Annotated in this window: 23 protein-coding genes and 2 pseudogenes; 22 read left to right on the top strand and 3 right to left on the bottom strand. The window is 54.6% G+C overall.

Going from position 1 to position 26,634, the window contains the following annotated elements; all coding sequences use genetic code 11:
• Positions 1-284: 284 nt before the first annotated feature.
• From rfbF to AC07T0_RS28090, 10 genes are read left to right on the top strand one after another with little or no spacing between them, the layout of a single operon-like run.
• Entirely contained in the window at positions 285-1,055 is a 771-nt protein-coding gene (rfbF, locus tag AC07T0_RS28135; RefSeq protein ID WP_495004243.1) for a glucose-1-phosphate cytidylyltransferase, read from the top strand.
• Positions 1,052-2,131, top strand: a complete 1,080-nt coding sequence (gene rfbG / locus AC07T0_RS28130) for a CDP-glucose 4,6-dehydratase (protein WP_495004242.1) — start codon at positions 1,052-1,054, stop codon at positions 2,129-2,131. Before rfbF ends, rfbG begins: the two co-directional genes overlap by 4 nt.
• Positions 2,128-2,679 carry a dTDP-4-dehydrorhamnose 3,5-epimerase family protein gene (locus AC07T0_RS28125; protein ID WP_495004241.1) on the top strand — a complete coding sequence of 184 codons (552 nt, stop codon included), beginning with the start codon at positions 2,128-2,130 and terminating at the stop codon, positions 2,677-2,679. Before rfbG ends, AC07T0_RS28125 begins: the two co-directional genes overlap by 4 nt.
• On the top strand, positions 2,676-3,899 hold the full coding sequence (locus AC07T0_RS28120; RefSeq protein WP_495004240.1) for a methyltransferase domain-containing protein: 1,224 nt from the start codon (positions 2,676-2,678) through the stop codon (positions 3,897-3,899). Before AC07T0_RS28125 ends, AC07T0_RS28120 begins: the two co-directional genes overlap by 4 nt.
• The gene (locus tag AC07T0_RS28115; protein WP_495004239.1) at positions 3,896-4,996 is read left to right on the top strand and encodes a DegT/DnrJ/EryC1/StrS family aminotransferase; all 1,101 of its coding nucleotides are present in this window, start codon (positions 3,896-3,898) and stop codon (positions 4,994-4,996) included. Before AC07T0_RS28120 ends, AC07T0_RS28115 begins: the two co-directional genes overlap by 4 nt.
• Before the next feature lie 48 nt (positions 4,997-5,044).
• Entirely contained in the window at positions 5,045-5,887 is an 843-nt protein-coding gene (locus AC07T0_RS28110) for a phytanoyl-CoA dioxygenase family protein (RefSeq protein ID WP_495004238.1), read from the top strand.
• A gap of 3 nt (positions 5,888-5,890) precedes the next feature.
• The gene (locus AC07T0_RS28105) at positions 5,891-7,045 is read left to right on the top strand and encodes a class I SAM-dependent methyltransferase (RefSeq protein WP_495004237.1); all 1,155 of its coding nucleotides are present in this window, start codon (positions 5,891-5,893) and stop codon (positions 7,043-7,045) included.
• Entirely contained in the window at positions 7,042-7,554 is a 513-nt protein-coding gene (locus tag AC07T0_RS28100) for a GNAT family N-acetyltransferase (RefSeq protein ID WP_495004236.1), read from the top strand. Before AC07T0_RS28105 ends, AC07T0_RS28100 begins: the two co-directional genes overlap by 4 nt.
• A 7-nt stretch (positions 7,555-7,561) precedes the next feature.
• Entirely contained in the window at positions 7,562-8,284 is a 723-nt protein-coding gene (locus AC07T0_RS28095; RefSeq protein WP_495004235.1) for a WbqC family protein, read from the top strand.
• The gene (locus AC07T0_RS28090; protein ID WP_495004234.1) at positions 8,271-9,050 is read left to right on the top strand and encodes a cephalosporin hydroxylase family protein; all 780 of its coding nucleotides are present in this window, start codon (positions 8,271-8,273) and stop codon (positions 9,048-9,050) included. The genes AC07T0_RS28095 and AC07T0_RS28090 overlap by 14 nt, the downstream gene beginning before the upstream one ends.
• A 236-nt stretch (positions 9,051-9,286) precedes the next feature.
• Here AC07T0_RS28090 and AC07T0_RS28085 read toward each other — a convergent pair.
• Positions 9,287-9,790: pseudogene (locus AC07T0_RS28085) on the bottom strand (integrase core domain-containing protein); the annotation flags it as partial.
• A gap of 194 nt (positions 9,791-9,984) precedes the next feature.
• Here AC07T0_RS28085 and istA point away from each other — a divergent pair.
• Positions 9,985-11,499, top strand: coding sequence for an IS21 family transposase (gene istA / locus AC07T0_RS28080; protein WP_495004233.1), 1,515 nt, complete (start codon positions 9,985-9,987; stop codon positions 11,497-11,499).
• A 19-nt stretch (positions 11,500-11,518) separates the two neighbouring features.
• Entirely contained in the window at positions 11,519-12,274 is a 756-nt protein-coding gene (gene istB, locus AC07T0_RS28075) for an IS21-like element ISPsy14 family helper ATPase IstB (protein WP_177145424.1), read from the top strand.
• A 410-nt stretch (positions 12,275-12,684) separates the two neighbouring features.
• Here the strand turns inward: istB and AC07T0_RS28070 are convergent.
• A pseudogene (locus tag AC07T0_RS28070) lies at positions 12,685-13,110 on the bottom strand (transposase); the annotation flags it as partial.
• A gap of 669 nt (positions 13,111-13,779) precedes the next feature.
• Between AC07T0_RS28070 and AC07T0_RS28065 the strand changes: the two are divergent.
• The 5 genes from AC07T0_RS28065 (at position 13,780) to AC07T0_RS28045 (ending at position 20,949) form a co-directional block, all read left to right on the top strand.
• Positions 13,780-16,197: an O-antigen ligase family protein gene (locus AC07T0_RS28065; RefSeq protein WP_495004232.1), complete on the top strand. Its 2,418-nt coding sequence runs from the start codon at positions 13,780-13,782 to the stop codon at positions 16,195-16,197.
• A gap of 787 nt (positions 16,198-16,984) precedes the next feature.
• Positions 16,985-18,298 (top strand): UDP-N-acetyl-D-glucosamine 6-dehydrogenase, encoded by a 1,314-nt coding sequence (gene wbpA / locus AC07T0_RS28060; protein ID WP_495004231.1) that lies wholly within the window; start codon positions 16,985-16,987, stop codon positions 18,296-18,298.
• A gap of 17 nt (positions 18,299-18,315) precedes the next feature.
• Positions 18,316-19,266 (top strand): UDP-N-acetyl-2-amino-2-deoxy-D-glucuronate oxidase, encoded by a 951-nt coding sequence (gene wbpB / locus AC07T0_RS28055; protein WP_495004230.1) that lies wholly within the window; start codon positions 18,316-18,318, stop codon positions 19,264-19,266.
• A 7-nt stretch (positions 19,267-19,273) separates the two neighbouring features.
• Entirely contained in the window at positions 19,274-19,858 is a 585-nt protein-coding gene (gene wbpD, locus AC07T0_RS28050) for a UDP-2-acetamido-3-amino-2,3-dideoxy-D-glucuronate N-acetyltransferase (protein ID WP_495004229.1), read from the top strand.
• Positions 19,855-20,949 (top strand): DegT/DnrJ/EryC1/StrS family aminotransferase, encoded by a 1,095-nt coding sequence (locus tag AC07T0_RS28045; RefSeq protein WP_495004228.1) that lies wholly within the window; start codon positions 19,855-19,857, stop codon positions 20,947-20,949. Before wbpD ends, AC07T0_RS28045 begins: the two co-directional genes overlap by 4 nt.
• Before the next feature lie 3 nt (positions 20,950-20,952).
• Here the strand turns inward: AC07T0_RS28045 and AC07T0_RS28040 are convergent, their stop codons facing one another.
• Complete coding sequence (locus AC07T0_RS28040) at positions 20,953-21,504, bottom strand: acyltransferase (RefSeq protein ID WP_495004227.1); 552 nt, start codon at positions 21,502-21,504, stop codon at positions 20,953-20,955.
• Positions 21,505-21,888: 384 nt separating this feature from the next.
• Here AC07T0_RS28040 and AC07T0_RS28035 point away from each other — a divergent pair, with 384 nt between their 5' ends.
• Genes AC07T0_RS28035 through AC07T0_RS28015 form a run of 5 tightly spaced genes read left to right on the top strand, consistent with a single transcriptional unit; the run spans position 21,889 to position 26,546 of the window.
• Complete coding sequence (locus tag AC07T0_RS28035; protein ID WP_495004226.1) at positions 21,889-23,028, top strand: DegT/DnrJ/EryC1/StrS family aminotransferase; 1,140 nt, start codon at positions 21,889-21,891, stop codon at positions 23,026-23,028.
• Entirely contained in the window at positions 23,018-23,521 is a 504-nt protein-coding gene (locus AC07T0_RS28030; RefSeq protein ID WP_495004225.1) for an acyltransferase, read from the top strand. Before AC07T0_RS28035 ends, AC07T0_RS28030 begins: the two co-directional genes overlap by 11 nt.
• A 3-nt stretch (positions 23,522-23,524) precedes the next feature.
• Positions 23,525-24,478, top strand: coding sequence for a Gfo/Idh/MocA family oxidoreductase (locus AC07T0_RS28025; RefSeq protein ID WP_495004224.1), 954 nt, complete (start codon positions 23,525-23,527; stop codon positions 24,476-24,478).
• Complete coding sequence (locus tag AC07T0_RS28020; protein WP_495004223.1) at positions 24,475-25,452, top strand: NAD-dependent epimerase/dehydratase family protein; 978 nt, start codon at positions 24,475-24,477, stop codon at positions 25,450-25,452. Before AC07T0_RS28025 ends, AC07T0_RS28020 begins: the two co-directional genes overlap by 4 nt.
• Positions 25,449-26,546 (top strand): DegT/DnrJ/EryC1/StrS family aminotransferase, encoded by a 1,098-nt coding sequence (locus AC07T0_RS28015; RefSeq protein ID WP_495004222.1) that lies wholly within the window; start codon positions 25,449-25,451, stop codon positions 26,544-26,546. Before AC07T0_RS28020 ends, AC07T0_RS28015 begins: the two co-directional genes overlap by 4 nt.
• Positions 26,547-26,634: the final 88 nt, after the last annotated feature.

Here is a 26,634-nt window from a genome sequence, read left to right as displayed (position 1 = left end):
GGGGTATAGCGCAGTCCGGTAGCGCGCCTGCTTTGGGAGCAGGATGTCAGGAGTTCGAATCCCCTTACCCCGACCATATAAAAAAAAGAGGCGTCCAGCAGGGCGCCTTTTTTTTTGCTTGAATTCAAGAAATGGGCTGGGATGACGGGCTATTCATCCCGCTATCGCCATGCTAAAACCTTCTTCTATTCCTATCCTTGTAGAGCCTTGGTGCAAACAAGGATCACTGCCGCGCTTTCGATTCAACCAGCGGTTCTCATCGGCATCAGTAGTAAGGTTTTCCCATGAAGGCAGTAATTCTGGCGGGTGGGCTGGGCACGCGTATTTCCGAAGAGTCTCATCTGCGTCCCAAGCCGATGATCGAGATCGGCGGCAAACCGATTCTCTGGCACATCATGAAGATCTATTCCTACTACGGGATCAATGATTTCGTGATTTGCTGCGGCTACAAGGGGTATGTGATCAAGGAGTATTTCGCCAACTACTTCATGCACATGTCCGATGTGACGTTCGACATGTCCAATAACACCATGGAAGTCCATCAGCGCTATGTTGAGCCTTGGCGTGTGACATTGGTCAATACCGGTGAGGATACCTTGACCGGCGGGCGCTTGAAGCGTGTCCGAGAGCACCTTGGCAACGAGCCGTTCTGCTTTACCTACGGCGACGGTGTGGCTGATGTCAATATCCGAGAGTTGATCGACTTCCACCATGCCCACGGGAAGCTTGCTACCGTAACGGCCATCCAGCCGCCGGGCAGGTATGGTGCGCTTAACATGCAAGGCAGTCGGGTCAACAGCTTCCAGGAAAAACCTGCCGGTGACGGCGCCTGGATCAATGGCGGCTACTTTGTGTTGGATCCGGCGGTCATCGACTATATCGCTGACGATCAATCCAGTTGGGAAGCCGAGCCGCTGATGCAGCTGGCCGAAGAGGGAAATCTCATGGCTTACCAGCACCGCGGTTTTTGGCAGGCGATGGATACTCTGCGAGACAAGAATCACCTCGAGGACCTGTGGAGCAAGGGTAATCCACCCTGGAAACGCTGGGCATGAATCAGTTCGCTGAGATCTATCGAGGCCGCAGGGTCCTGCTGACCGGGCATACGGGGTTCAAGGGCAGCTGGTTGGCGACTTGGCTCTCGGAACTGGGTGCGCAGGTGACGGGACTCGGTTTGGCTCCCGAGAGCGCACCGGCTCACTGGGATCTGTTGAACAACGCTTCGATTGATTTGCGTGGTGATATCCGCGATCAGGCGGTGGTGCGCAGCGCGTTCGAGCAGGCTCAGCCGGAAATCGTTTTTCACCTCGCAGCCCAGGCGCTGGTTCGGCGTTCGTATCGTGACCCGCTGGAAAGTTGGTCGACCAACGTGATGGGCACGGCGAACGTCCTTGAGGCCTGCCGGCTGACGCCCAGTGTGCGAGCGGTGGTCGTGATCACGACGGACAAGGTATATGCCAACCAAGAGTGGCCTTGGGGGTATCGTGAAAATGACCGCCTTGGCGGTCATGATCCTTATAGTGCTTCCAAGGCTGCCAGTGAATTGGTGGTCGACAGCTATCGCAAGGCGTTCTGGGGGGCGGATGGCGCGCCGTTGATCGCCTCTGCACGCGCCGGCAATGTCATCGGGGGTGGGGACTGGTCCGAGGATCGGCTCATTCCCGATCTGGTCAAGGCTGTGCAAGCTGGCCAATCGCTGGAAATTCGCTCTCCCCAATCGACACGCCCCTGGCAGCACGTGCTCGAATGCCTGTCCGGTTATCTTCTGCTTGGCCAGCGTCTTCTGGCATCCGACAAGTCGGTTGCCGGCGGCTGGAATTTTGGTCCTGCCGCGCAAGACAATCGTACGGTTGCGGAGGTGCTGACAGGGCTGCAGCAACACTGGCCCGAACTCTCCTGGCACACGACATCGGTGGCGCAGCCCCATGAAGCCAACCTGCTTTACCTCGACTGCGCACAAGCCCGAGCGCGCCTGGGTTGGCAGCCGGTCTGGAGCCTGGAGCAGAGCCTGGAAATGACCGCTGATTGGTATCGTCATCAGTCCTCCACGGGGCAAGCAATCACCCGTGATCAGCTGACGCGGTATATCCGCGCGGCAGCAGAGGCTGGTTGTATCTGGGTCGAATCATGAATATTCGGCCCACAACCCTGGGTGGGGCGCTGGTGGTTGAAACCCAGCCTTACCAGGACCACCGTGGAGCGTTCAGCCGCCTGTTTTGCGAAAAGAGCCTGGCTCAGGCTTTGGGGGGGCTGCACATTGCGCAGATCAATCATTCTCGCACCACCGCCGTAGGTGCCGTGCGTGGGTTGCATTTTCAGCATCCGCCTCATGCGGAGATGAAGATGGTCCGCTGCCTGAAGGGGCGCGTATGGGATGTTGTGGTTGATCTGCGCGCCGACTCGCCGACATACCTGCAGTGGCACGCTGAAGAACTGACTCCGCAAACCGGTCGCATGCTGGTGATTCCACAAGGTTGCGCTCACGGTTTTCAGGTGTTGGAGGCCGATAGCGAATTGCTCTACCTGCACACGGCTTTCTATGAGCCGGCAGCCGAGGGGGCCTTGCGTTACGACGATCCACGAGTTGGAATCACTTGGCCATTGCCCGTTACCGATCTTTCCGAGCGCGACAAGAATCACGCTTTGCTATCTAACGAATTCGCCGGACTTCATGTATGAAATGTCGCCATTGTTGTGAGCCGCTACAGCACACGTTTCTGGACCTTGGCTTTGCTCCTCCCTCCAATTCGTATCTGAGCGAAGCGGAGTTGAGTGCGCCGGAAATCTACTTTCCGCTGAAGCTCAAGGTGTGTGACAACTGCTGGCTGGTACAAACCGAAGATTACGCCCAGGCGGACCTGTTCTTCTCCAAGGACTACGCCTACTTCTCATCGACCTCGACCAGTTGGCTGGAGCACGCCAGCGTCTATTCGAAAGCCATGATCGAGCGCCTGGCGCTGGGATCGGATAGCTTTGTGATCGAGGTGGCGTCCAATGACGGTTACCTGTTGAAGAACTTTCTCGCTGCCGATATACCGTGCCTGGGCATCGAGCCGACTGCCAGCACGGCCGCGGCGGCAGAGGACCTTGGCATCAAGGTGTTGCGTGAGTTCTTCGGCGAGACGCTGGGTCAGCGACTCGCATCCGAGGGGCGTCAGGCGGACCTGATCGCGGGCAACAATGTTTTTGCCCATGTGCCCGACATCAATGATTTCACGCGTGGGTTGAAGGCTGCGTTGAAGCCTGGCGGGACCATTACGCTTGAGTTTCCGCACCTCATGCGTCTTATTCAGCACACTCAGTTCGATACGGTGTATCACGAGCATTTTTCCTATCTGTCGCTCTATACCGTAAAGCGGATCTTTGCCCTGGCCGGCCTGCGGGTCTGCGATGTCGAGGAGCTGCAGACCCATGGCGGCAGCCTGCGTGTGTATGGCTGTCACGCTGAAGACCTGCGCAGCGACAGTCCTGGGATCGTTCGTATCCTGGATGCCGAGTTGCAGTTTGGTCTGCGTGATCTTGAGGTTTATCAAGGTTTTCAAGGACGAGCCGATGAAGTCAAGAATGGCCTGCTCAGTTTCCTGGTCGAGCAAAAGCGTGCAGGCAAGCAGGTCGTCGCCTATGGGGCTGCGGCAAAGGGCAATACGTTGTTGAATTATGCGGGCGTCAAGCCCGATCTCTTGTCCTATGTCTGTGATGCCGCGCCGTCCAAGCAAGGCAAGTATCTGCCTGGGAGCCATATCCCGGTGTATTCGCCAGAGAAACTCAAGGAAACCCACCCCGATACGGTGGTGATTCTGCCTTGGAACATCGCCGATGAAGTGATCGGCCATCATCGCTATGTAAGAGAATGGGGAGGGCAGTTTGTCGCCGCCATTCCCACGCTGGAGGTCAAATGAGCGAGCGGATTTTCTACACCAAGCCTTCGATTACCGAATTGGAGGTCGAGTACGCTGCGGACGCGGCCAGAAATGGCTGGGGCGATAAGTGCTACGAGTACATTGCGCGTTTCGAGAATGCGTTCAAGGCCCATCTCGGTGTTGAATATGCGATCGCTACTTCCAGCTGCACCGGTGCGTTGCACATGGGGATGGCTGCCCTGGGCATAGGCCCGGGTGACGAAGTGATCATGGCGGACACCAATTGGGTCGCCACCGTCTCGCCTGTCGAGCATCTCGGGGCTACGCCCGTGTTCGTCGATATTCTCCCCGATACCTGGTGTCTTGATCCTGAGCGGGTCGAGTCCGCCATCACCGCCAAGACCAAGGCCATCGTTGCGGTACACTTGTACGGCAATCTCTGTGATATGGACCGTTTGTTGGACATCGGTCGGCGCCACGGCATTCCCGTTATCGAGGATGCGGCCGAAGCGATCGGCTCGGAGTATCACGGCAAGCGCGCCGGTAGCATGGGCGCTTTTGGCAGCTTTTCCTTCCATGGCACCAAAACGCTGACCACCGGCGAGGGTGGCATGTTCGTCACCAACGATGCCGCTCTGTATGAAAAAGTGCTGACGCTTTCAAATCATGGCAGGGCAAGGGGGCAGACCAAGCAGTTCTGGCCGGACGTCGTTGGTTTCAAATACAAGATGTCGAATATTCAGGCGGCATTAGGCTGTGCCCAGATGGAGCGAATTGAGGACCTGATCCAGCGTAAGCGGGCAATCATGGAGCTCTATCGGGAGCGGCTCAAGTCGTACCCGGATATTGAGCTCAATGCACAGCATGAAGGCACGCTCATTGGTGCGTGGATGCCAACGGTGGTGTTTGCAGAACATACCGGGATGAGTCGTGAGCGGCTGCAGGCTGCTTTTCAAGCCGCCAATATCGATGCTCGTGTATTTTTCCATCCGCTCTCCAGCTTACCGATGTTCGAAGCGCGGCCTGAGAATGTGAACGCCTATTCCATTCCCCTGCGTGCGATGAATCTACCGAGTTATCACGACCTCACCACTGCCGAGGTGGAGCGGGTGTGTTCGGTTTTTTCGACACTGTAAAAACTTCGAATGGGTCGAGTGTTCGTAGACCCTGATCCAGAGCGTGCCATGAATAAATACTTGAACCCAGAACAGATCGCCGAGTTTGAACACAAGGGTGTTTTGATTATTCGGAATTTCTATGACGAGTGCGATATCGATGCGGTCCAGCGCGGTATCTACACGGTCATTGGTCAGGTCATGCTCAGGCACGGTATCGCGGACCAGAGAGGTGCCTATGACCCGCTGGCATTCGACAAGGGCTTTCTGGATCTGATCAAGGTAAACCGTTCCTGGGGAGGGGAGGTCTATGATGCGGTGAAGCAGATTCCCGCCTTCATGCGACTGGTCGCCCATCCGTGCCATGAATCGCTGTTTTCGGAATTGAGGCAAGGTTCTACCCCCGGTATCGCAGCGGGAGGCTACGGCATTCGTATCGATTGCCCATTCGAGGATAAGTATCGTGCGATGTGGCATCAGGAATACCCTGCCCAGCTGCGTAGTGTCGATGGGCTGGTTTTCTGGAGCCCACTGGTCAGTGTGACGGAGGCCTTGGGGCCGGTGGCATTCTGCCCGGAATCGCATAAGCTGGGAGCCTTGCCTGTCTGCAACGCCGACCCTGAAGGTGCTGGTCGTGCTGGCGCCTACGCGTTGATGATCAAAGATGAGCAACAGTACCTGGAGAAGTACAGTAAGATCGCCCCCCTGACTTCGCCACGTGATCTGGTGATCATCGATTTCATGCTCTTGCATTGTTCTGGTTATAACAAGAGTGATAGGGCGCGCTGGTCCATGCAGTTCAGGTACTTCAATTTTGCAGATCCTGTCGGCCGCTCGCATGGCTGGAAAGGGTCCTATGCAGCTGGCGTCGATTTTCGCGCCGTACACCCAGAATTATTTCACGCGGAGTAAAAGATGATGCACTGCAATGTTTGTCTCACTGAGATCGAGAAGCCGTTCTACGCGGCCAACTCGAATCAGTCCCTGACTTCGCTGTGTGAGCTTCGCGATGGACAAGTCAATGTTTGGTCGTGCCCGGTGTGCTCGCATCTGCGCAGCGAAGCTTTTAGCGACACGGTCGCTTATTATGAATCCGATTATAAAATTCTTCTGAGTGACGAAGAGGAAGATCAGATTTATGAGGTCAAAGACGGTGAAATTATCTACCGTACCGACCACCAGATAACGACTCTGCTGAGCAAGCTGAGTTTACCTGAAGGCGCGACTGTTCTTGACTATGGTTGCGCGAAGGCCTCCACGCTCAAGAAGTTGAATAGCGTACGGACCGACCTGAATATTCATTTATTCGATGTCAGCTCAATGTACAAAGAGTACTGGGAGAAGTTCGTCAGTACCGAAAACTACGCGATTCACACGACGCCTCAATCCTGGGCTTCGAACTTTGATGTGCTGACCTCTTTCTTCGCCCTGGAGCATATCCCTGAGCCTATCGACACGGTAAAAAAGGTTCACGCCTTGCTCAAGGACGGTGGTGTATTCTATGGCATCGTTCCTGACACTTTCGGCAACGTCGCGGATTTTGTGGTGATTGATCACGTCAACCATTTCACCACGCCTTCACTGGCCTATTTGCTGGACGCTGCCGGATTCACCGATATCCAGATCGACGCCGCCGCGCATCGGGGCGCTCTTGTCTTTACTGCTCGTAAAGGTAGCAAGAAGCCAATAGCTTTCGAGATCGCTGAAACGATCAAGGCGTCGGAATCGTTGGCTCATTACTGGGAGTCGGTCAACCTGCGTATTTCCGAAACTTCGAAAGCTCATGCCGGTGTCACCAAGGCCATTTATGGGTCGGGCTTCTACGGCGCCTATATTGCAAGTGCAATGAATGACTTCGATAAGGTCAGCTGCTTCCTGGATGCCAGTCCTTTCCAGCAGGGCAAAGCGCTGTTCGGCAAGCCGATCCTTGCCCCTGATTCACTGCCAGAGGATGTGAAGGTGCTTTATGTGGGATTGAATCCCAGCATCGCTCACGCGATCATCGACGGTTTGAGCTGGCTGAAAGATCGTGATATCTCCCTGGTGTATCTGGACGAGCAATCGGCATGATCGTTGGGAAAAACGTCCTGCTCCGCACTTGGCAAGAGGCTGACCTGCCGTTGTTGCGCGGCATGCGCAACGATATTTCGCTCCAGGCTCAATTGTTGGCCCGTCCACGGGGCAGTGATGAAAGTCAGGTGCGTGAGTGGCTGAAAGGTTTTTCCGGGGCCAGCGACAGCTTCATTTTTATCTTGGCAGATCCTGCCGATGACAAGGCATTGGGCTTTCTGCAGTTCAAAAATACCGATTTCGTCAGCCGGAACACAGAGTTGGGCATTTGCCTGGCTTCCAGTGCCCAGGGACGAGGTATAGGCCCTGAGGTACTGGCCCTGGCCAGTGTCTACATGCGCGATACCTGGGGGTTGAGCAAGATCTGGCTGAAGGTCAGGGGCGATAACGCCGCGGCAATAAGATGTTATGAAAAGGCCGGTTTCAAGCACTGTGGGAAGCTCTCGAATCACGTGTTCATTTCCGGTGCATGGCATGATGTGGTGCTTATGGAACTTTTTTTGAGCTGAGTGGGTTATGAACATCGTCATTTCACAATCGATGCTTTTTCCATGGGTAGGGCTCCTGGAGCAAGTACGCCTGGCTGACGTTTTTGTTCATTACGACGACGTGCAGTTCTCAAAGGGCAGTTTTGTCAATCGGGTACAAGTCAAGACACCTCAGGGTATGCGCTGGATGGCGGTTCCCCTGGTGGATCTTCATCTTGGACAAAAAATAAATGAGGTGCAGGTGCCGCCCAGCGCGAAATGGCGAGATGCTCACCTGGCATTGCTGGAAAGCAGCCTGGCGAATGCTCCCTTTCGTCGAGACGCTCTTGAGCTCGTTGAAGGGGTCTATGCGGCGGATTACGCCAATGTCGGAGCACTGGCTCGAGCATCCTTGATGGCACTGGTCGAGTACTTTGGCCTGGATAGCCATTGTCGTTTTATTGACGTGGAGTCGCTGGATATCCCGGGAAGTAGCAGCGATCGCGTCCTGTCCGTGGTCAAATGCCTGGACGGGGACAAATATATTACGGGCCATGGTGCCAGCCGCTACCTCGATCACGAGCTGTTCGAGCGTTCAGGGGTCGCTGTCGAATATATGACCTATAACTGCACGCCTTATCCTCAGGCACATGGCGACTTTACGCCGTATGTTTCTGCCCTGGACCTGGTGGCGAACTGCGGCAAGCTGGGACTTGAGTCTATAAATTCTGGAACTACAGATTGGAGAAGTTTTAAAAATGAACCCGCATGAGCAGTTTCGTCAGGAAGTCGCAGAGAACATTGAAGCGCTGGGAGCTGACACCGATCTGCAAGCCTTGTCCCGGGTTTGGGTTCGTGAAATCAGCCGACACAAGTGGGCCTATAACTTTTCCTGGTTCGGTCGCCCGGCAATCCAGTTCCCCAACGATACCTGGGCGATGCAGGAACTGATCTGGGATATCAAGCCGGACCTGATCATCGAAACCGGGATCGCCCATGGCGGGTCCTTGATTTTCAGTGCCTCCATGCTGGCGATGCTTGATTACTGCGAGGCCGTCGAGCAGGGTGTCAGCCTCGATCCACGGGCAAGCAAACGTCGTGTGCTTGGCATCGACATCGATATTCGCCAGCACAATCATGATGCGATCAAAGCGCACCCGATGTCGAACATGATTGAAATGATCCAGGGGTCGAGTATCGATGAAGATACGATCTCCAAGGTTCGGGAGTATGCGAAAGGCTATAAACGCGTATTGGTCTGCCTGGATTCTAATCATACGCATGATCATGTCCTTGCTGAGCTTGAGGCTTATGCGGGGCTCGTCAGCGTTGGCAGTTATTGCGTAGTCTTCGATACCCTGATTGAAGATATGCCAAAAGACCTGATAGTGGACCGATCTTGGGGCGCGGGTAATAGCCCTAAATCGGCTGTTCACGAGTATTTGAAGTCGCATGACGGTTTTGAAATTGACAAGAATATAGACCACAAGTTACTGATTTCCGTAGCTCCGGATGGGTATCTGAAAAAAGTAAAATGATGGAGGTGCTGGCCACGTGCCGGCACACTTTCTATTGTTATGTTGGCTGATGTGTTTGATATCTATTCGCAATAATGTGCTGGCGAGCGACAAGGTCAAGTTCTACATCGGTGATGTGCGCGATTCCGACAGCCACTCCCAGGTCACGCTCAGCGTGGACCATATCTTCCACGCAACGTATGCGATCCATGAACCCCACTGGACTTGCCCCTACCAGATCGGACACCAACTCCCCGTTAAATTGATGCCGCTGCCAAGCGCCTAAATTCTCTCGGCGACCTATATTTCAGCGCGCTGTGCGGATGCTGCTCGTTGTAATGCTCGAAGGCAATCGTCAGATTGCGCAGCGCTGTTTCTCGATCAGGCTTGGGCATGTGCGCCACGTAATCTCGCTTGATCGTCCTCACGAAACTCTCCGCCATACCGTTGCTTTGCGGACTGCGTACCGGTGTGGTCACCGGCTGCAAGCCGATCTGGCGGGCAAACAAGCGGGTCTGCTCGGCGATATAGGCTGAGCCGTTATCGCTCAGCCACTGCACGGGCGTGTTCGGTAGTTGGTCGCCAAAACGCTTCTCCACGCTTTCCAACATCAAGTCTCGGATGTCATCGCCGCTATAGCCCGTCGGACTGGCAACCCAGCCGATGGCTTCGCGGTCACAGCAGTCCAGAGCAAAGGTTACGCTCAACTTTGCACCGTCGTCGCAGCGGAACTCGAAGCCGTCCGAGCACCAGTGCGGATTCCATGACCATCCGGACACCCATTCCACCAACATCCGGACACTGATTCCACGCTGATCCGGACACTCATTCCACGAGCATCCGGACACCGATTCCACGGCCATCTGGACACTTTCAGGCAGGCAGCAACGCAGGATTATTCACTACCATCGGCCTCTTTTCTCGAAGCGAAGAGGTCGTCGTTGAGCGTATATCCATGCGTAAAATCCGAGAGGTACTGCGCCTAAAGTTCGACGTCGGCCTGTCCGTGCGCAAGATTGCGAAAAGCTTGTGTATCGGCCATTCGAGTGCGGGAGATTACCTTTGCCGCTTCGCTGCTAGCGGCCTCAAATGGCCCATCAATCTCTCCGATGCTGAACTGAATCGGTGCCTTTTTCCGCCGACAGTGCCTGCACCCAGCGATCAACGTCCGACTCCGGACTGGACTCATGTCCATGCCGAGTTGCGCCGCCCCGGCGTCACTCTGGCCCTGCTTTGGCAAGAGTATCGACTCGCTCACCCGCAAGGCTTCCAGTACAGCTGGTTCTGCGAGCACTACCGCCTCTGGGCTGCCAAGGTCGACGTGGTCATGCGCCAGGAGCACCGCGCCGGCGAAAAGCTGTTCATCGATTACGCGGGCCAGACCGTGCCGGTCATCGACCGGCGAACCGGCGAAATCCGCCAGACACAGATCTTCGTCGCCGTCCTCGGCGCCTCCAGCTATACCTTCGCCGAAGCCACCTGGTCGCAGAAGTTGCCTGATTGGCTGGGCTCGCATGTGCGCTGCTTCGCTTTTCTCGGCGGTACCTCGCAGATCCTGGTGCCCGACAACCTTCGCAGCGGCGTTACCAAGGCTCACCGTTACGAACCGGATATCAACCCCAGTTACCGCGACCTGGCCGAGCATTACGGCGTAGCCGTATTGCCTGCTCGCTCCCGCAAGCCTCGGGATAAAGCCAAGGTTGAGGTCGGCGTCCAAGTGGTCGAGCGCTGGATCCTGGCGGTGCTGCGCAACCGCCAGTTCTTCTCGTTGGGCGAACTCAACATAGCCATCGGACTGCTACTGGATCGCCTCAATCACAAGCCCTTCAAGAAGCTGCCCGGCTCACGCCGGTCAGCCTTCGTGACCCTCGACCAACCGGCGCTGCAAGCGCTGCCGGAGCACCCATACGTCTATGCCGAATGGAAAAAGGTGCGAGTCCACATCGACTACCACGTCGAGGTCGACGGTCACTTCTACTCAGTGCCATACCAGTTGGTGAAGCACCAACTCGAAGTGCGGCTGACGGCGCAGACCGTCGAGTGTTTCCACGCCAACCAGCGTGTGGCCAGCCACCTGCGCTCGCTGCACAAAGGCCGCCACACCACTCAAACCGAGCACATGCCCAAGAGCCACCGCGAACATGCCGAGTGGACACCGCAACGGCTGATCCGCTGGGCCGAGCAGACGGGGCCCAACACCACTGGCGTCATCGCCTACATCCTTGAACGACGAATCCATCCGCAACACGGCTTCCGTGCCTGCCTGGGCATCCTGCGCCTGAGCAAACAGCACGGCGAAGAGCGGCTGGAAGCCGCTTGCCAGCGTGCGCTGGCACTGGGCGCATGCAGTTACAAAAGCCTCGAATCGATCCTGCGCCAAGGGCTGGAACGACTGCCACTGGCCCAGCAAAACCTGCCGCTGCTGCCCGACGAGCACATCAACCTGCGTGGCCCCGGCTACTACCACTGACTGAAAAAGGAACACGAACATGCTGCCCAATCCGACACTCGACAAGCTGCAAACCCTACGACTGCACGGGATGATCAAGGCGCTCGGCGAGCAACATGCAACGCCCGATATCAACGACCTCAGCTTCGATGAACGGCTCGGCCTGATGGTCGACCGCGAGCTGACCGAGCGCGAAGACGCCCGCCTGACCACTCGACTCAAAGCCGCCCGACTGCGTCATAACGCTTGCCTGGAAGACATCGACTACCGCAGCCCGCGTGGCCTGGACAAATCCCTGATCCTGCAACTGGGCAGCGGCCAATGGCTGCGCGACGGCCTGAACCTGATCATCGGCGGCCCCACCGGCGTGGGCAAAACCTGGCTCGCTTGCGCACTGGCCCACAAGGCCTGTCGAGATGGTTACAGCGTCCGTTACCTGCGTCTGCCGCGCCTGATGGAGGAGCTGGGCCTGGCCCATGGCGATGGACGCTTCGCCAAACTAATGGCGGGGTATGCCAAGACCGACCTACTGATCCTGGACGACTGGGGCTTGGCGCCGTTTACCGCCGCGCAACGTCGCGACATGCTTGAACTGCTAGATGACCGCTACGGCAACCGCTCGACGCTGGTCACCAGCCAGATGCCGGTGGACAAATGGCACGCACTGATCGGTGATCCGACCCTGGGCGACGCGATCCTAGACAGGCTGGTGCATAACGCTTATCGAATCGAACTGAAAGGCGAATCGATGCGCAGACGAGCAACGAAATTGACGGCAACAGGGACTTCAGACTAACAATGCAAACCTGCGTCGCTGCGCTCCGACTGCCTGTCCGAATGAGCGTGGAACGAGTGTCCGGATGTTGGTGGACTGAGTGTCCGGATGGCGTGGAATCCGCAAGCACCAGCGTGTATCACTGGTGGTGACGGCGATGCGGCCCTCATGCCGGCGCTGTACGCCTGGCTGTTTAATACGCCGCGCCAGCAGCAGGTCGTGATCACGCATGACCCGATAAACCCGCTTCACGTTGATCGGTGGCAACGACTGGGTTTCACGCTCGCAGCGTAACAAGCCCATGACGCGACGGTAGCCATAGCCGGGCAGTTCGCTGACTTGCTGCTTAATCTCGGCGACCAATTCCGTATCGTTCACGAGCCGGCGTCGCCGTGCGACGGGCGATATCGATTGCTTGCCTCGAACCGTTAATTGCGAGCGCGACACACCGAGACATTCTCTGACCAGTTTCACTGGTCGTCCCTCGGCAACAAGGGTGAGTGCGCAATCCATTTTCGCGACCGGGCGATCTCCACGGCCTCTTTGAGGACTTCCGCTTCCATCGTCTTCTTGCCCAACATCCGTTGCAATTCGCGGATCTGTTTGAGTGCATCACTCAGCTCGGACGCCGGCACCACGGCCTCGCCAGCACTAACCGCCGACAGGCTTTCGCCCTGGTACAGCTTGCGCCACAGGAACAGCTGGTTGGCGTTGATGCCGTTGCGCCGGGTAACCACGGACACGCTTTGCCCAGGCTCAAGGCTCTCGCGAACCATGGCCAGCTTCTGGTCAGTGCTCCAGCGGCGTCGGCGTTCCTGGCCGAGCAGCTCACCACCCTTATCGTTGCTGTTAGTCATAAACATACCCGTTTGCCTATCCCTTATCTTAAGGGGAGAAAGGTGTCCTGTCTTTCATGGGGCTCGTTCATGGTGGCAGCCGAATCGTTGTATGTCGCAAGGCGGAAAAATATTTCTTGGTTTTGCTGAATTCTTTCTGGCTGCTAGTGCGAATATCTCGCAAATAGCACTTTCGCCTGATGGGCTATGCTTGTTCTGTCTTACTGTCGCAGGCGAGGTGGTAAGCTCCTAACATATTGACCTTGCCTCAGAAGAGTGTGCCTGGCTCAGTTGTCATGTCGATTTGCCGCCATCAATCAACGGGACGGTCGTCGGCTTCGAGTGATCCAAAGCTGATCGGTAAGCTTGGTGCGGACGCACGCCATCCTTGTCGCCAGGGGCATTGAGTCGTGTGGGGGCTCGGATATATATTCTGCGACTTTGTAAGGTGGGTAAGGGGTGGCCAGTTCAAGCTTGTTTTGATCGAGGCTTTGACAAGGGTAGGGTGTTGTGTGAACATGAAAAAGCTTTGCTTTGGAGTTAAATTGTTGAGGTTTAATAGTTTTATCCGGGTGTGGAAGTGTTTTTATTTAGAAGGTGGCTCGTTGGGTCGGCTTTCGAGTGTGGGGTTTAAGTGTCAACTTGGTGCGTATTAATATTTAGTGGGTTGGTATTTTGAGTATAGATACAGTGAAGGGTTTGTTTGTTTTTCCTGCCGCATTTATGGCGAATACATTTGCTATGATGCTGGTGATGATCGGGTTGAGCCTATTTGGTAAGCCTGAGCTGGCTGCGGAATTTGGTATCGTTCATGGCGCAACGGTAGCGCTGTTTTACTCATTTTCCGGAAATGCCCGGAGTCTTATCCTGAGCGGAAATAATCAGATAGAGAGCGCATATATATTACGTTTGCGCTGTTTTTTAGTGCTTCCGCTCTGTGCTTTAGCTTTTATGTTGAGCATTGGCTTGGTGGCATCCGGTTGGTTGATGGTTCTGCTGTTGGTTGCGCGTCGTGCATGCGAGTGGCTGGCAGAAGTGTTTCTCTGTGAGCAAGAGTATGAGCAACGCTCCGCACAGGCGTTACGTTCTTTTTTGACTCAAGCAGTGAGCGGTTTTTTAGTCTTGGTGACGCTCACTCTTGAAAAGTCTATTAGTTACTGGGTGTTAGCTGTATGGGCTGTGTCGCCACTCTGTTGGTGCATTCGTCCGAGTATGTTTGCAGTAGCGTTTAAGGATCCTCTCTACAAGGAACGGCGCTTGACGCTCCTGTTGCCTCACTTTGGTTCGACAGCAGTGATTGGTGTTTCAGTTTATGTCTTTAGGCTCTTTATTATTCTATTGACCGGGAGGCAGGTAGCAGGCGATCTTTTCTCGGCCTTTGCTATTGGAGGTATTCTCGGGGCGGTATTTTCCCAGGCGCTGGGACCTACCTTGGTATACAGCCAGAAACATTCGCAGGGCGCAGGTCATAGAATGTCTCGTTTGGTGAGCTTATTAATTGGCTTTTCGTTAGTTGTTGGACTGTTGATCGTAGGCGTTGCATTGCTGCGACCGGGAGCGTTGTTGTGGGTAGGGAAGGATCTTTTGTTTTGGTATGCGGTGGGCTGCTCGCTGATAGGTGGGGGGATTATGGTGAAAGCTCAAGAGGTCCGGTTGCGGCTTTTACAGCACGGTGAGGGGCAAGATGTTTTTGGATCCGATCTGTTGGCCAATATCCTGCTCATTGGTTGTATCCCATTTCTTTATTACGGGGTGGGTGTGTCTTCGTTGGCCGTGCTTTATTTGCTGAGCGCCATGCTGTCGTTGGTTTTTTATTTTAGTGAGAGGGGGGCGCTTTTTAGCTACAGGGGATTAGGCTTTACTGAGCGATGGGTGTTGCAGGGGTTGGTGTTTTTATTGTTTTTTCCTTTGTTTTTTCAGCTCTCTGGAGGGATTTATCAGGGCGGAGACTATTTTTCCAGTGGCGGAAAATTAGCATTATTGCCCATTCCCGTGTCGGTGTTGGCATGTTATGCCGGTATTGTTGTATTGGGCGGGTATTCAAAAGCCCGTCTGGCATTGATTACCGTGTTTTTTCTATTCCTGGGCATGTTGTTTACAAGTTTGTTGCTGGCAAGAATTGACGGTGCTGAGGTTCAGGCAAAGCTGGTTTTACTTGTTCAGTATATTCTTCCAGTATTTGCGCTGGTGCTTGGGCAGCAATACGGGTTGAGGAAAGGCTCTATTTTTTACATGGCTAGGATATTGTTTATAATATTGTTGGTTGTCGTGCCGTTGGAGATACTATCCACGCTGACCAAAGGCCTGGTGTTTCTTTCTCCATCAGTTTATGTGTTTGGTATCTATCAGCACTTGCAGTATGTTCCGGTGATTTTTGCAGGGGGGTTTGTAATCGCGTTGTTCTCTCTATCCGAGGAGGCGCCAGCTTATCGCCCCGGTCTTATGGTGTTGTCGGCCATTATGGGGGTGTATGTGTCATTTTCGATTTCGCTACTTGCTTGTGGTTTAATGGCGGTTGGGGCGTTGGCTTATTTCTTACGTAATTTATTTTTTCGAAAAAACGTCCGTTACGGACTTTTTGTTGTGTTGATTGTTTTTTTGAGTATTTTTCTTGGCTGTATTTTTCTGGTGAATCCTGAGTTTCTCGCTAAGAAGCTTGGTTATGATTTGTTAGGTAGTAAGGTGTCGGTGGAGGGGCTTAATAATCGAACGGAGCGATGGGTGTATTGGCAGTTTTATCTGTCCGGGATATTTGATAGTTTTAGTTCGTTTTGGTTGGGGCACGTCGGTGCGCCAGATAGAAAGGAATTTCCCAGTGCTCACAATTACTATCTTGACTTCATCTATAATTTTGGGTTTTTGGCGATCTTGCCTCTGCTAGGCTTGATGGTGTTTACCCTCTATCTTTCGATATGTAATTTTTTCAGGATCTGTGCCTCTCCCCGCGTGTTTGGAGTGACGGGTGTGTTTCTCTTTCTCTTGCTCGCAGATAACATGTTGAAAGTAGGTATGCGGCAACCCTATCCGGGAATTATGACTTTTTTCCTATGGGGGATTTTGCTATCTGTTTTTATCGATCTCAGAAGCAAAAAGGTAAGTGCCCCGTGATGCGCTCCTTCTGAGCCTAAGAAAGTGGTGTTACCTTTATTTTGGCATCTTTGGCGTAGTCTCGCGGGTGGTCTTAAGCTGATGAGGCGAAGGGGAGATGCCAGTACATGGTACTGCCGCGATAGGGGAGGGCTTGGGCGTTGGTTTTGCCGACGTTGAGCGAGCGCTTAAGTTGAGCCTTGGCCTCGTACTCCAGTTCTTACAAGCGATAACGACGCGCCCTGTCGTCTGCTCGATAGTGTTATCTTTGACCCGCTAGGGGCCTAGACGGGTTGCCACTGCTGCGGGTGAAATTGGGCTGAAGTGCCTTGGGCTCCGAGCAGTTGGCGACCCTCGATAGCTAGCAATTCCCCCCGGCGATGGTTCGTCATCTGACGGAAACCGCTACCCTGGTTGTCGAGCTGCTGGCAATGGCGCGTGTTCCTGCGGTTGAGTCGTCAATTACTTTGAAGCCATACAATGAGATAAACGGCATAATGGGCTTTTTTCGGTTGCGAGGCTTAGGATGCCCCCTCCTGCTAGGTAATCCAGGCTTATGACCGCCGCAGGCAGGCATCTCCGGTGTGGGTGGCTATTCGGATCCTGCCAGCCAGGACGGGTTTGTTAATTTTGTAACATGAATGCAGTGTCAGAGGGGGGGCTGATGCATGGCGAGGCTGAGGTGGTGCGAGTGCTTGCCCGGGAATTGTAAGGCAGATAGGCGAAGGAAAACATCAGCGACGAGTGGTGATTTCTGGCGAGTTGAAGTGTTAATCGTTTAAGAATTAGCGAATGGGAGTTTTACCTGATGTCGGGCATCAAGCAGGCGAGTGTTGGCAAGTTCAAAAGCAGAGAGGCCCTAATTGGTATCGTCGGGCTAGGTTATGTCGGCCTGCCTCTGATGCTGCGTTACAGTGCTATTGGCTTTCGTGTGCTAGGCATCGATATTGATGAGACCAAGGTCTCTCGGCTGAATGCGGGGCAAAGCTATATCGAGCATATTCCTGCAGAGAAAATACGCAACGCCCGGCAGAGCGGTTTCGAGGCCACCACCGATTTCCAGCGGGCAAGCGAATGCGATGCCTTGATCCTGTGTGTACCGACCCCCTTGAACAAGTACCGTGAACCGGACATGAGCTTCGTGATCAACACCACTGAAGCGATAAAGCCCTATTTGCGTGAAGGGCAGGTTGTCTCTCTGGAGAGTACTACCTATCCGGGCACGACGGAAGAAGAGTTGCTTCCGCGCGTTCAGGAAGCCGGGTTGAAGGTGGGTGAAAACATTTTCCTGGTCTATTCGCCAGAGCGTGAAGATCCGGGCAATCCGAACTTTGAGACTCGCACTATTCCCAAGGTGATCGGCGGACATACCCCGGCGTGCCTGGAAGTGGGCATTGCGTTGTACGAGCAGGCGATTGACCGTGTGGTACCCGTCAGCTCCACCAAGGCGGCCGAGATGACCAAGTTGCTGGAAAATATCCACCGTGCGGTGAATATTGGCTTGGTCAATGAGATGAAAGTGGTCGCCGATCGTATGGGGATCGATATCTTTGAGGTGGTCGATGCGGCTGCGACCAAACCTTTCGGTTTCACCCCCTACTACCCGGGGCCCGGACTCGGTGGGCATTGTATCCCCATCGATCCCTTCTACTTGACCTGGAAGGCTCGCGAGTACGGCTTGCACACGCGTTTCATCGAACTCTCCGGCGAGGTCAATCAGGCCATGCCCGAGTATGTGCTCAGCAAGCTGATGGATGGCCTCAACAACGACAGCAAGCCCCTGAAGGGCAGTAAAGTGTTGGTGCTCGGCATTGCCTACAAGAAAAACGTAGACGATATGCGTGAGTCGCCTTCCGTCGAGATTATGGAGTTGCTCGAAGCCAAGGGCTGTGTAGTGGCTTACAGCGACCCGCACGTCCCGGTTTTCCCCAAGATGCGCGAGCACCACTTCAATCTGTCCAGCGTGACGCTGACAGCTGAAAGTCTTGCAGGCTTCGATGCCGTTGTTCTGGCCACCGATCACGATAAATTCGACTATGAGCTAATTCGCCAGCACGCGCGATTGGTGGTCGATAGTCGAGGCAAATACCGCGCCGCTGAAGCCCATATCATCAAAGCCTGATTGCTGGAGTGCTCCCTTTGAAACGTTTCGCCCTTATCGGCGCCGCCGGTTACATCGCCCCACGGCATATGCGCGCAATCAAAGACACGGCTAACGAGCTGGTGTCGGCTTATGACATCAATGATTCTGTAGGGATCATTGATAGCCTTTCACCGCAGAGCGAGTTCTTTACCGAATTCGAACGTTTCATCGAGCACGCCTGGCAGCTCAAGCGCGATACGAGCGCGGCCCTGGACTACGTCTCGATCTGTTCGCCCAACTACCTGCACCACGCGCATATCGCGGCAGGCTTGCGCCTTGGTTGCGATGTGATTTGCGAGAAGCCGCTGGTACCCACCCCTGAAATTCTGGACGAGCTTGCCCTGGTCGAACGTGAGACGGGCAAGCGTGTATACAACATCCTGCAGCTGCGTCATCACCAGGCTATTCTCGATCTCAAGGAGAAGGTTGCCGGTGAGGCCCGCGACGGTAAGTACGATGTAGAGCTGACCTACATCACTTCGCGGGGCAAGTGGTACATGGAGAGCTGGAAGGGCGATCCGCGCAAGTCCTACGGGGTCGCGACCAATATCGGCGTGCACTTCTACGACATGCTGCATTTCATCTTCGGCAAGCTGCAGCGTAACGTTGTGCACTTTGCCAATGACTACAAAGCTGCTGGCTATCTGGAGTACGAAAAGGCCCGGGTACGCTGGTTCCTTTCGATTGATGCCCAGGATCTGCCGGATTCGGTCAAGGGGCGGAAATCGACTTACCGTTCCATCACGGTTGACGGTGAGGAGATGGAGTTTTCCGAAGGCTTTACCGACCTGCACACCACCAGTTACCGGGAGATTCTCGCCGGCCGTGGTTATGGCCTTGAAGATGCGCGCCACTGTGTGGAAACCGTGAATACCATTCGTTCGTCCGCCATCGTTACACCGCAAAACCAAGAGGGCCACCCTTTCCTTGCAACCTTGAGTCGCTGAGGCAGGCATGAATTATCAGATCCATCCTTCCGCTATTGTCGACGAGGGTGCGCAGATTGGTGACGGCTCGCGGGTGTGGCACTTTGTACATGTCTGCGCTGGTGCGCGTATCGGCAGAGGTGTCTCCCTCGGGCAGAACGTTTTTGTCGGTAACAAGGTGATCATTGGGGATAATTGCAAGATCCAGAACAACGTTTCGGTCTACGACAATGTAACCCTGGAAGAGGGTGTGTTTTGCGGCCCTAGCATGGTGTTCACCAATGTCTACAACCCGCGTTCGCTGATCGAGCGCAAGAGCGAGTACCTCGATACACTGGTCGGAAAAGGCGCCACTCTGGGAGCCAATTGCACCATCATCTGCGGTGTCACTATTGGTGAGTACGCTTTTGTCGGTGCTGGGGCCGTGATTAACAGGCACGTGCCAGCGTACGCCTTGATGGTGGGTGTACCGGCTCGGCAAATCGGCTGGATGAGCGAGTTCGGCGAGCAGTTGGACTTGCCGCTGGAAGGTGATGGGGTCGCTGTTTGCGAGCACAGTGGTACGCGATACGTATTGAGCGGTAAAACGCTCACCAAGGAGGCTGGGCAATGATCGAGTTTATAGACCTCAAGGCCCAACAGGCCAGAATCAAGGACAAGATCGACGCTGGCATCCAGCGTGTCCTGGCTCATGGGCAATACATCCTCGGTCCGGAAGTGGCGGAGCTGGAAGAACGCCTCGCTGCTTTTGTCGGGGCCAAATATTGCATCACTTGTGCCAATGGTACCGATGCATTGCAGATTGCCCAGATGGCCCTGGGCATAGGCCCGGGCGATGAAGTGATCACGCCGGGCTTCACCTATATCGCTACCGCGGAAACCGTTGCTCTACTGGGCGCCAAGCCAGTCTACGTCGACGTTGATCCGCGCACCTACAACCTTGATCCGGCTCTGCTGGAGGCGGCGATAACACCGCGTACCAAGGCTATCATTCCGGTCTCCCTGTATGGACAATGTGCGGATTTTGACGCGATCAACACCATCGCTGCCAAATATGGAATTCCGGTGATTGAGGATGCGGCGCAAAGCTTTGGTGCAACATACAAGGGACGTCGTTCCTGCAATTTGACGACTATCGCCTGCACCAGCTTTTTTCCAAGTAAACCCCTGGGTTGCTACGGTGATGGAGGGGCGCTCTTTACCAATGACGACAAGCTGGCTGTTGTTATGCGTCAAATTGCCCGCCATGGCCAGGATCGTCGCTACCACCACGTGCGTGTTGGGGTGAACAGTCGCCTGGATACGCTGCAGGCGGCCATTCTTTTGCCCAAGCTGGAGATCTTCGCCGAGGAACTGATGCTGCGTCAGCGGGTAGCTGAGCGTTACAGCGCGTTGCTCGGTGAGGTTGGAATTGCCGCGCCCTATGTAGAGGCTTGCAACAGCAGCGCTTGGGCCCAGTTCACGGTACAGGTCAATGCACGTGATCAGGTCCAGGAACGCCTCAAGGCGCTCGGTGTGCCCACCGCCGTGCATTATCCGATCCCTCTCAATCGTCAGCCGGCAGTCAAGGATGAGATGGCCGAGCTGCCTGTAGGTGATTCTGCTGCTTCCCGTGTCATGAGCTTGCCGATGCATCCGTATATTGATGAGGCCGCGTTGCACTCCATTATCTTTGCATTGAACGAAGGGCTTCGTGTGGCTTAGTTGTCAGCTGCCCATCTCTTTTGCCGGGACACCAAAAAATTTTGAACCGCTTGGGACATCACGATTCACAAAACTCATGGCTCCAATAATTGCGCCATCGCCGATGTTAACCCCCATTTGGATTATGGAGTTTGGGCCAATAAAAACGCCATCACCTATTTTGGTTGGTTTTCGGCTCGGCTCTATTTTACCGAATGAGGTGCTCCACTCTACAGTGTGGTGTGTGTATATCTGGACGCCAGAGCTAACAGAGACGTAGCTTCCTAATTCAAGTCCGCCAGAGCCATCCAGTACAACATTTGGTCCTATCCACGTGTTGGAGCCGACTTTTACTTCACCAATGACGAGTACGTTGTTATAGCAGGATGTTCCTTCTCCGAAGCCATAGAATTTGGCCGTCTCCCATCTGTCAGAAAGCAGGTCGTTTATCGATACGTGTCGTTTGAATTTTGAAAACATATCGGTGCGTAAATTTTTAATTATTCTTTTTAGCTGCATCAGAAAAGCATCGTCTGCTTGGGGGGGTGATATGTTTGAGTTGTTTTTTTTAGTCATGATTTTTTCATCCTGCATACTGGAAAGCAAAAATTTACTAGCTTAAGCCCGTGCGAGTATAACGCTCCGGGCCGTTTTCAAGGTGGTTGTCGCATCAGTGTAAGTGACTCGGGTGCCTCCCCTGGCACAAGGTTGAGTTCTGGTTTGCCGTGGGAGCTCTGGTGGTGGTGCAGCGGCAGCAACGCTTCGGTTTTCCAGCGATACAGCTGCCATCGTTGGTCTGGTCGGCGGAGCGCTATGTCAGGCGGGGCTGGGTGCGGCTGATGGCCTCCAGTCGCACAGAGTCGGTAGGTGGTGTCTGGTGGGAGTGAACACCAGTTATGAGATTGGCTCGTGTTGCTGATAAAGTGTCGGTCATTTTTGAGGTTATCCAAGTCAAGGAGATTGAAAATTAAAGTTCCCTTCATTGATCTCAAGCGCTTGGAACCTGGGTTCCATGCCGTATTGATGGAAAAATTCCATGCAATGACGATCAACGCCCAGTTCATTGGCGGTTCCGAAATTGTCGCCTTGGAATCGCGTTTGCAGTCGGAGCTGCAGGTGGCTCACGCGGTGAGCTGTGCAAACGGTACGGATGCTCTTCAACTGGCCCTGCGTGCGGTGGGCGTTGGTGAGGGGGATGTGGTGCTGGTTCCGAACGTGACCTTCTGGGCAACTTTCGAGGCGGTGGTCAACGTAGGCGCCAAGCCCATCACCGTTGATGCCGACATCACTGATGGGGGCGTCAGTTTTGCTGCGTTCGAGCAAGCTATTCGCGAGGCGTCGCCCAAGGCAGCGATCATTGCTCATCTGTATGGCTGGGGCAGCGCTCGCCTGCAGGATCTACGCGATCTTTGCAAGAAGCACTCCGTGTCCCTCATCGAGGATGGCGCTCAGTCGTACGGTGCTGAATTTCATAGCGAACCGATCTGCAAGGGCGCGTTTATCTCCACCACGTCCTTCTACCCGGCCAAGGTGCTGGGTGGTGCTGGCGATGGTGGTGCGGTATTCACTAATGACACTGCTCTGGCGGACAAGGTTCGGCGTCTCGGCAATCATGGGCGCACCGCTCATTATGGTTATGGCGACGTAGGTTGGAACTCGCGCTTGGACTCGCTGCAGGCGGCCTTCCTTAACTTGTCCCTGGAGCACATCGAGCAACGTATTGCCTCTCGTCGCAAATCGGTCGCGTTCTACAAAGATGCGCTGCCTTCAACTGGCATCGAATTGATGTCCGCGCCGGCATCTTACGAAGAAAATGGTTACTGCAATGTCTGCCTGGTGCCGGATGCGCAGACCAAGATCGCCTTGGAGTCTGCACTCAAGGCGGCAGAGATCGGTTTTGCGAATATCTATCCCGGAGTCATGTCGAGCCAGCCGGGCGCGGCGCCCTTTATCAAGGGGCACTTTGGTGGTCAGGTCGGTGAGCAGCTGTGTGCTTCGGTGCTTAACCTGCCACTGTTCCCCTACATGACCGATGAAGAACTGCACAGCGTGGTGTCTGTGGTCCGTGCAACGCTGTCCGGGGGTACCCATGGTCAATGACGTCTATATCCATCCGACGGCGAATGTCTCGGACAAGGCCAGCATTGGTGGGGGAACAAAGGTCTGGATCAATGTCCAGATCCGTGAGGGTGTGACAATAGGGGAGGGCTGTATCCTGTCCAAAGACGTCTATGTCGATCATGCCGTCAAGATAGGAAATCGTTGCAAGATCCAGAACAGCGTCTCTATCTACAATGGCGTGGAGATCGGCGACGACGTTTTCGTAGGTCCCAACGCTTGTTTCACCAATGACAAGGTACCGCGTGCTTTCAATGCCGACTGGTCCATCACCCCGACCTTTGTGCAAAACGGTGCCAGCGTCGGTGCCAACGCAACCATTGTTTGCGGTATCACCATCGGTGAGTACGCCATGGTCGCAGCTGGTAGTGTCGTGACCAAGGATGTACCGCCTTACACCTTGGTCATGGGTAATCCCGCTCGTGCGGTCGCCAAGATCGACAAGGCAGGCAATCGTGTTTCCGGAGACGTTTGAGATATGCAAGAAGTACTCAAGGTAGGCCTGATAGGCCTTGGGAATATGGGGCGTAATCACTTGCGTGTGCTGTCCCTGCTCAAGGGCGTGGAACTGGCCTTTGTCGCTGATGCCGATGCTGCCGTGGCGGCTCGTGCAGGCGAGGCTCACGGTGTGCCCGGAGTGGTCGATCCGGCCCCGCTACTCGCGAATGTCGATGCGGTAGTGATTTGTACACCGACCGTAACCCATGCTGACTACATCCGGCTGTCGGCTGGTCAGGTGAAGAACATTTTCGTTGAAAAACCGCTTGCTGCGACTTTGGGGGAGTCCCGTGATATTGCGACCTTCGCCAAGGAGCACAACCTGAATATTCAGGTCGGCTTCATCGAGCGCTTCAATCCGGCGGTACAAGCGCTGAAGGTGGTTCTGGACAAGAGTGAGCAGGTCATCAGCATCGACTTCACTCGTACCAACAAGGTGAGCTCACGTATCACCGATGTTGATGTCGTCACTGATCTGATGATCCATGACATTGATCTGGCGCTGTTTCTCAACGGCCCGGCGAAGTCCGTGGTTGCCCATGGTTTTGCTCACGGTAGCATGATCGATTTCGCCTCTGCCCTGATTACCCATGAAAATGGCCACTTCTCGAGGATCCAGGCGAGCCGTGTAACCGACAAGAAAAAGCGTCAGATCGAGGTCACCTGTACGGATATGTTCGTCGATTGTGATCTGTTGCGTAAGGAAATCATCATCAATCGTCAGTCCGAGACCAAGCAGGGTGACGTATTGCCCTACACCATCTCGGCGATTCAAGAGGCGGTTGCGGTTCCTCCTCAGGAAGCTTTGTTGTCCGAATTGCAGGCTTTCATGGCCAACTGCCGGCAGCCGTCCTCGGTTAACGTGCCGGGGGTTGATGCGGGTGTCGAGGCAATGAAGATTTGTGCGGTGATTCAAGCGGCGGTGCAGGCATGACGATTCGTGATGATTTGAAAGGCAAGAGCATTCTTGTCACCGGCGGTGCTGGCTTTATCGGTAGTCATCTGGTGGACAAACTACTTATCGAGGGCGCAGCGCATGTTGTCGTGATCGACAACCTGTTCGTTGGCTCGGAAGATAACCTGGAGGAGGCGCTGGCAACTGGCAAAGTCACCTTCTATCGTGACGATGCGGAGTTCAATACCAGCCTGGAGTACATTTTCTCCAGTCACCATATCGATATCGTCTTCAACTGCGCGACCAAGGCGCTGAACTACTCGTTCCTGAATCCGGCCAATGCTTTCGATACCAATGTGCGTGTTACGCTCAACCTTTTGGAACTGCAGCGTCGTGGACTGTTCAAGACGCTCTGTCATTTCTCCACTTCGGAAGTCTATGGGTCCGCCGTATATGAGCCGATGGACGAAGCCCATCCGCGCAACCCTACTACCACTTATGCAGCAGGTAAGGCCGCTGCAGATCTAGCGGTGGAAAGCTATGTGCGGATGTTCGAATTGGATGCCTTTATCGTGCGCCCATTCAATAACTATGGCCCGCGACAGAACTATAAAGGCATGCTCGCTGGCGTTATACCGATCACCGCCATGCGTTTACTGACTGGTGGTACTCCAGAGATTCATGGCGAGGGTACCCAGAGTCGTGACTTCATTTATGTGCAGGACACGGTAGATGCGGTGGTGAAGCTGTATTCGGTGCAGCCGTCGGGCGAAACGGTAAACATCTCCACGGACAACCAGATTTCGATCACGGAGTTGATTGAACGTATCTGCAAGGCATATGGCTACAGCGGTGAGATTCTGCGTAAACCGGCGCGTCATTCGGACGTGCTTTGCCACAATGCGAGCAACGAGAAGGTCAAAGGCCTGATCCAGTATTCGTTGACGCCCTTCGAAAAGGGGCTGAACGACACCTTGGACTGGTATACGCAACGAATTGGGGAGCGCTCATGAGCCAGATCCGTTTGATGAGACCCTATATAGGCTTTGATGAGGTCGAGGCTGAGTTCCGCGAAGTTTTCGAGAGCGGTATCTTTACCCGAGGCCAGCACGTGGAGGCCTTTCGTCAAGAACTGGCGGCCTACACCGGTGCCAAGCACGCCTTCCTGACTACCTCGGCGACTACCTCGTTATGGGTTTGTCTGAAGCTGCTTGGTGTTGGCGTGGGCGATGAGGTCATCGTCTCTGATTTTTCCTTCCCCGCCTCGGCGAACGTGATCGAGGATTTGGGGGCGCTGCCGGTGTTCGCCGATGTATGCCCAACAAGCTTCAACATGCGTCCTGAGGTTCTAGAAACCTTGATCGGGCCACGTACCAAGGCGGTCATTATCGTCGATGCATTGGGCAATCCGACCGGTATGGCCGAGATAAAGCGCATTTGCACTGAGCGGGGAGTCCCGTTGATCGAGGATGCGGCTTGCGCGATGGGCAGTTCGGAGCACGGCTTACACTGCGGGTCCATCGCCGATCTGACCTGTTTCAGTTTCCATCCGCGTAAGCTCATCAGCACCGGTGAAGGGGGCGCAATAACCACAAATCGTGACGATTGGGCTGAATGGCTGTCGGTCAAGTTGGCCCATGGTGCACAGGGGATGAAGGGGGTGGCGCTGGACTTTGTTGATTATGGCTACAACTTCCGCCTTTCCGAGTTGCAGGCGATCATGGGCCGTAAGCAGTTGGCTAAGATCGATGAAATCGTTCGTGAGCGGAACAACATTCGAGATCGCTACATCGCGCTTCTTGAACCAATGGGTTTTGTTGCTCAGGCCGTTGGCCCCTCTGTCGCTTACAATGTGCAATCGATGGTGTTCAAGGTGCCAGAGGGTTGTGCCCGTGACGGGCTGATTGCCAAATTGCGAGGTCAGGTAGAAACCACTATCGGTACATATGCTTTGAGCTCGGGAAGTTATTTCCTGAAGAAATATAACAGTCCGCAACCCGTCTCAACAGCACTGGAAGCCACCACGATCACCTTCCCATGTTTCACTGGCCTCGATGTTGATGTGGTTGCTCGGGCGGTGAGTAGAGCTCTGCCGTGTGTTCGATGACACTACTGAATATCTGCCTAAATTTAGGGGGTATATAGTTTAGGGATGGTTTGGAGTGGAAAGCCAGTGCTTTCCATTTTCTCCATCT

The organism is Pseudomonas sp. GW821-FHT04D07 (assembly GCF_059420225.1).
The sequence above is the reverse complement of the archived record's forward strand: the minus strand, read 5'-3'. Positions and strand labels throughout refer to the sequence as shown.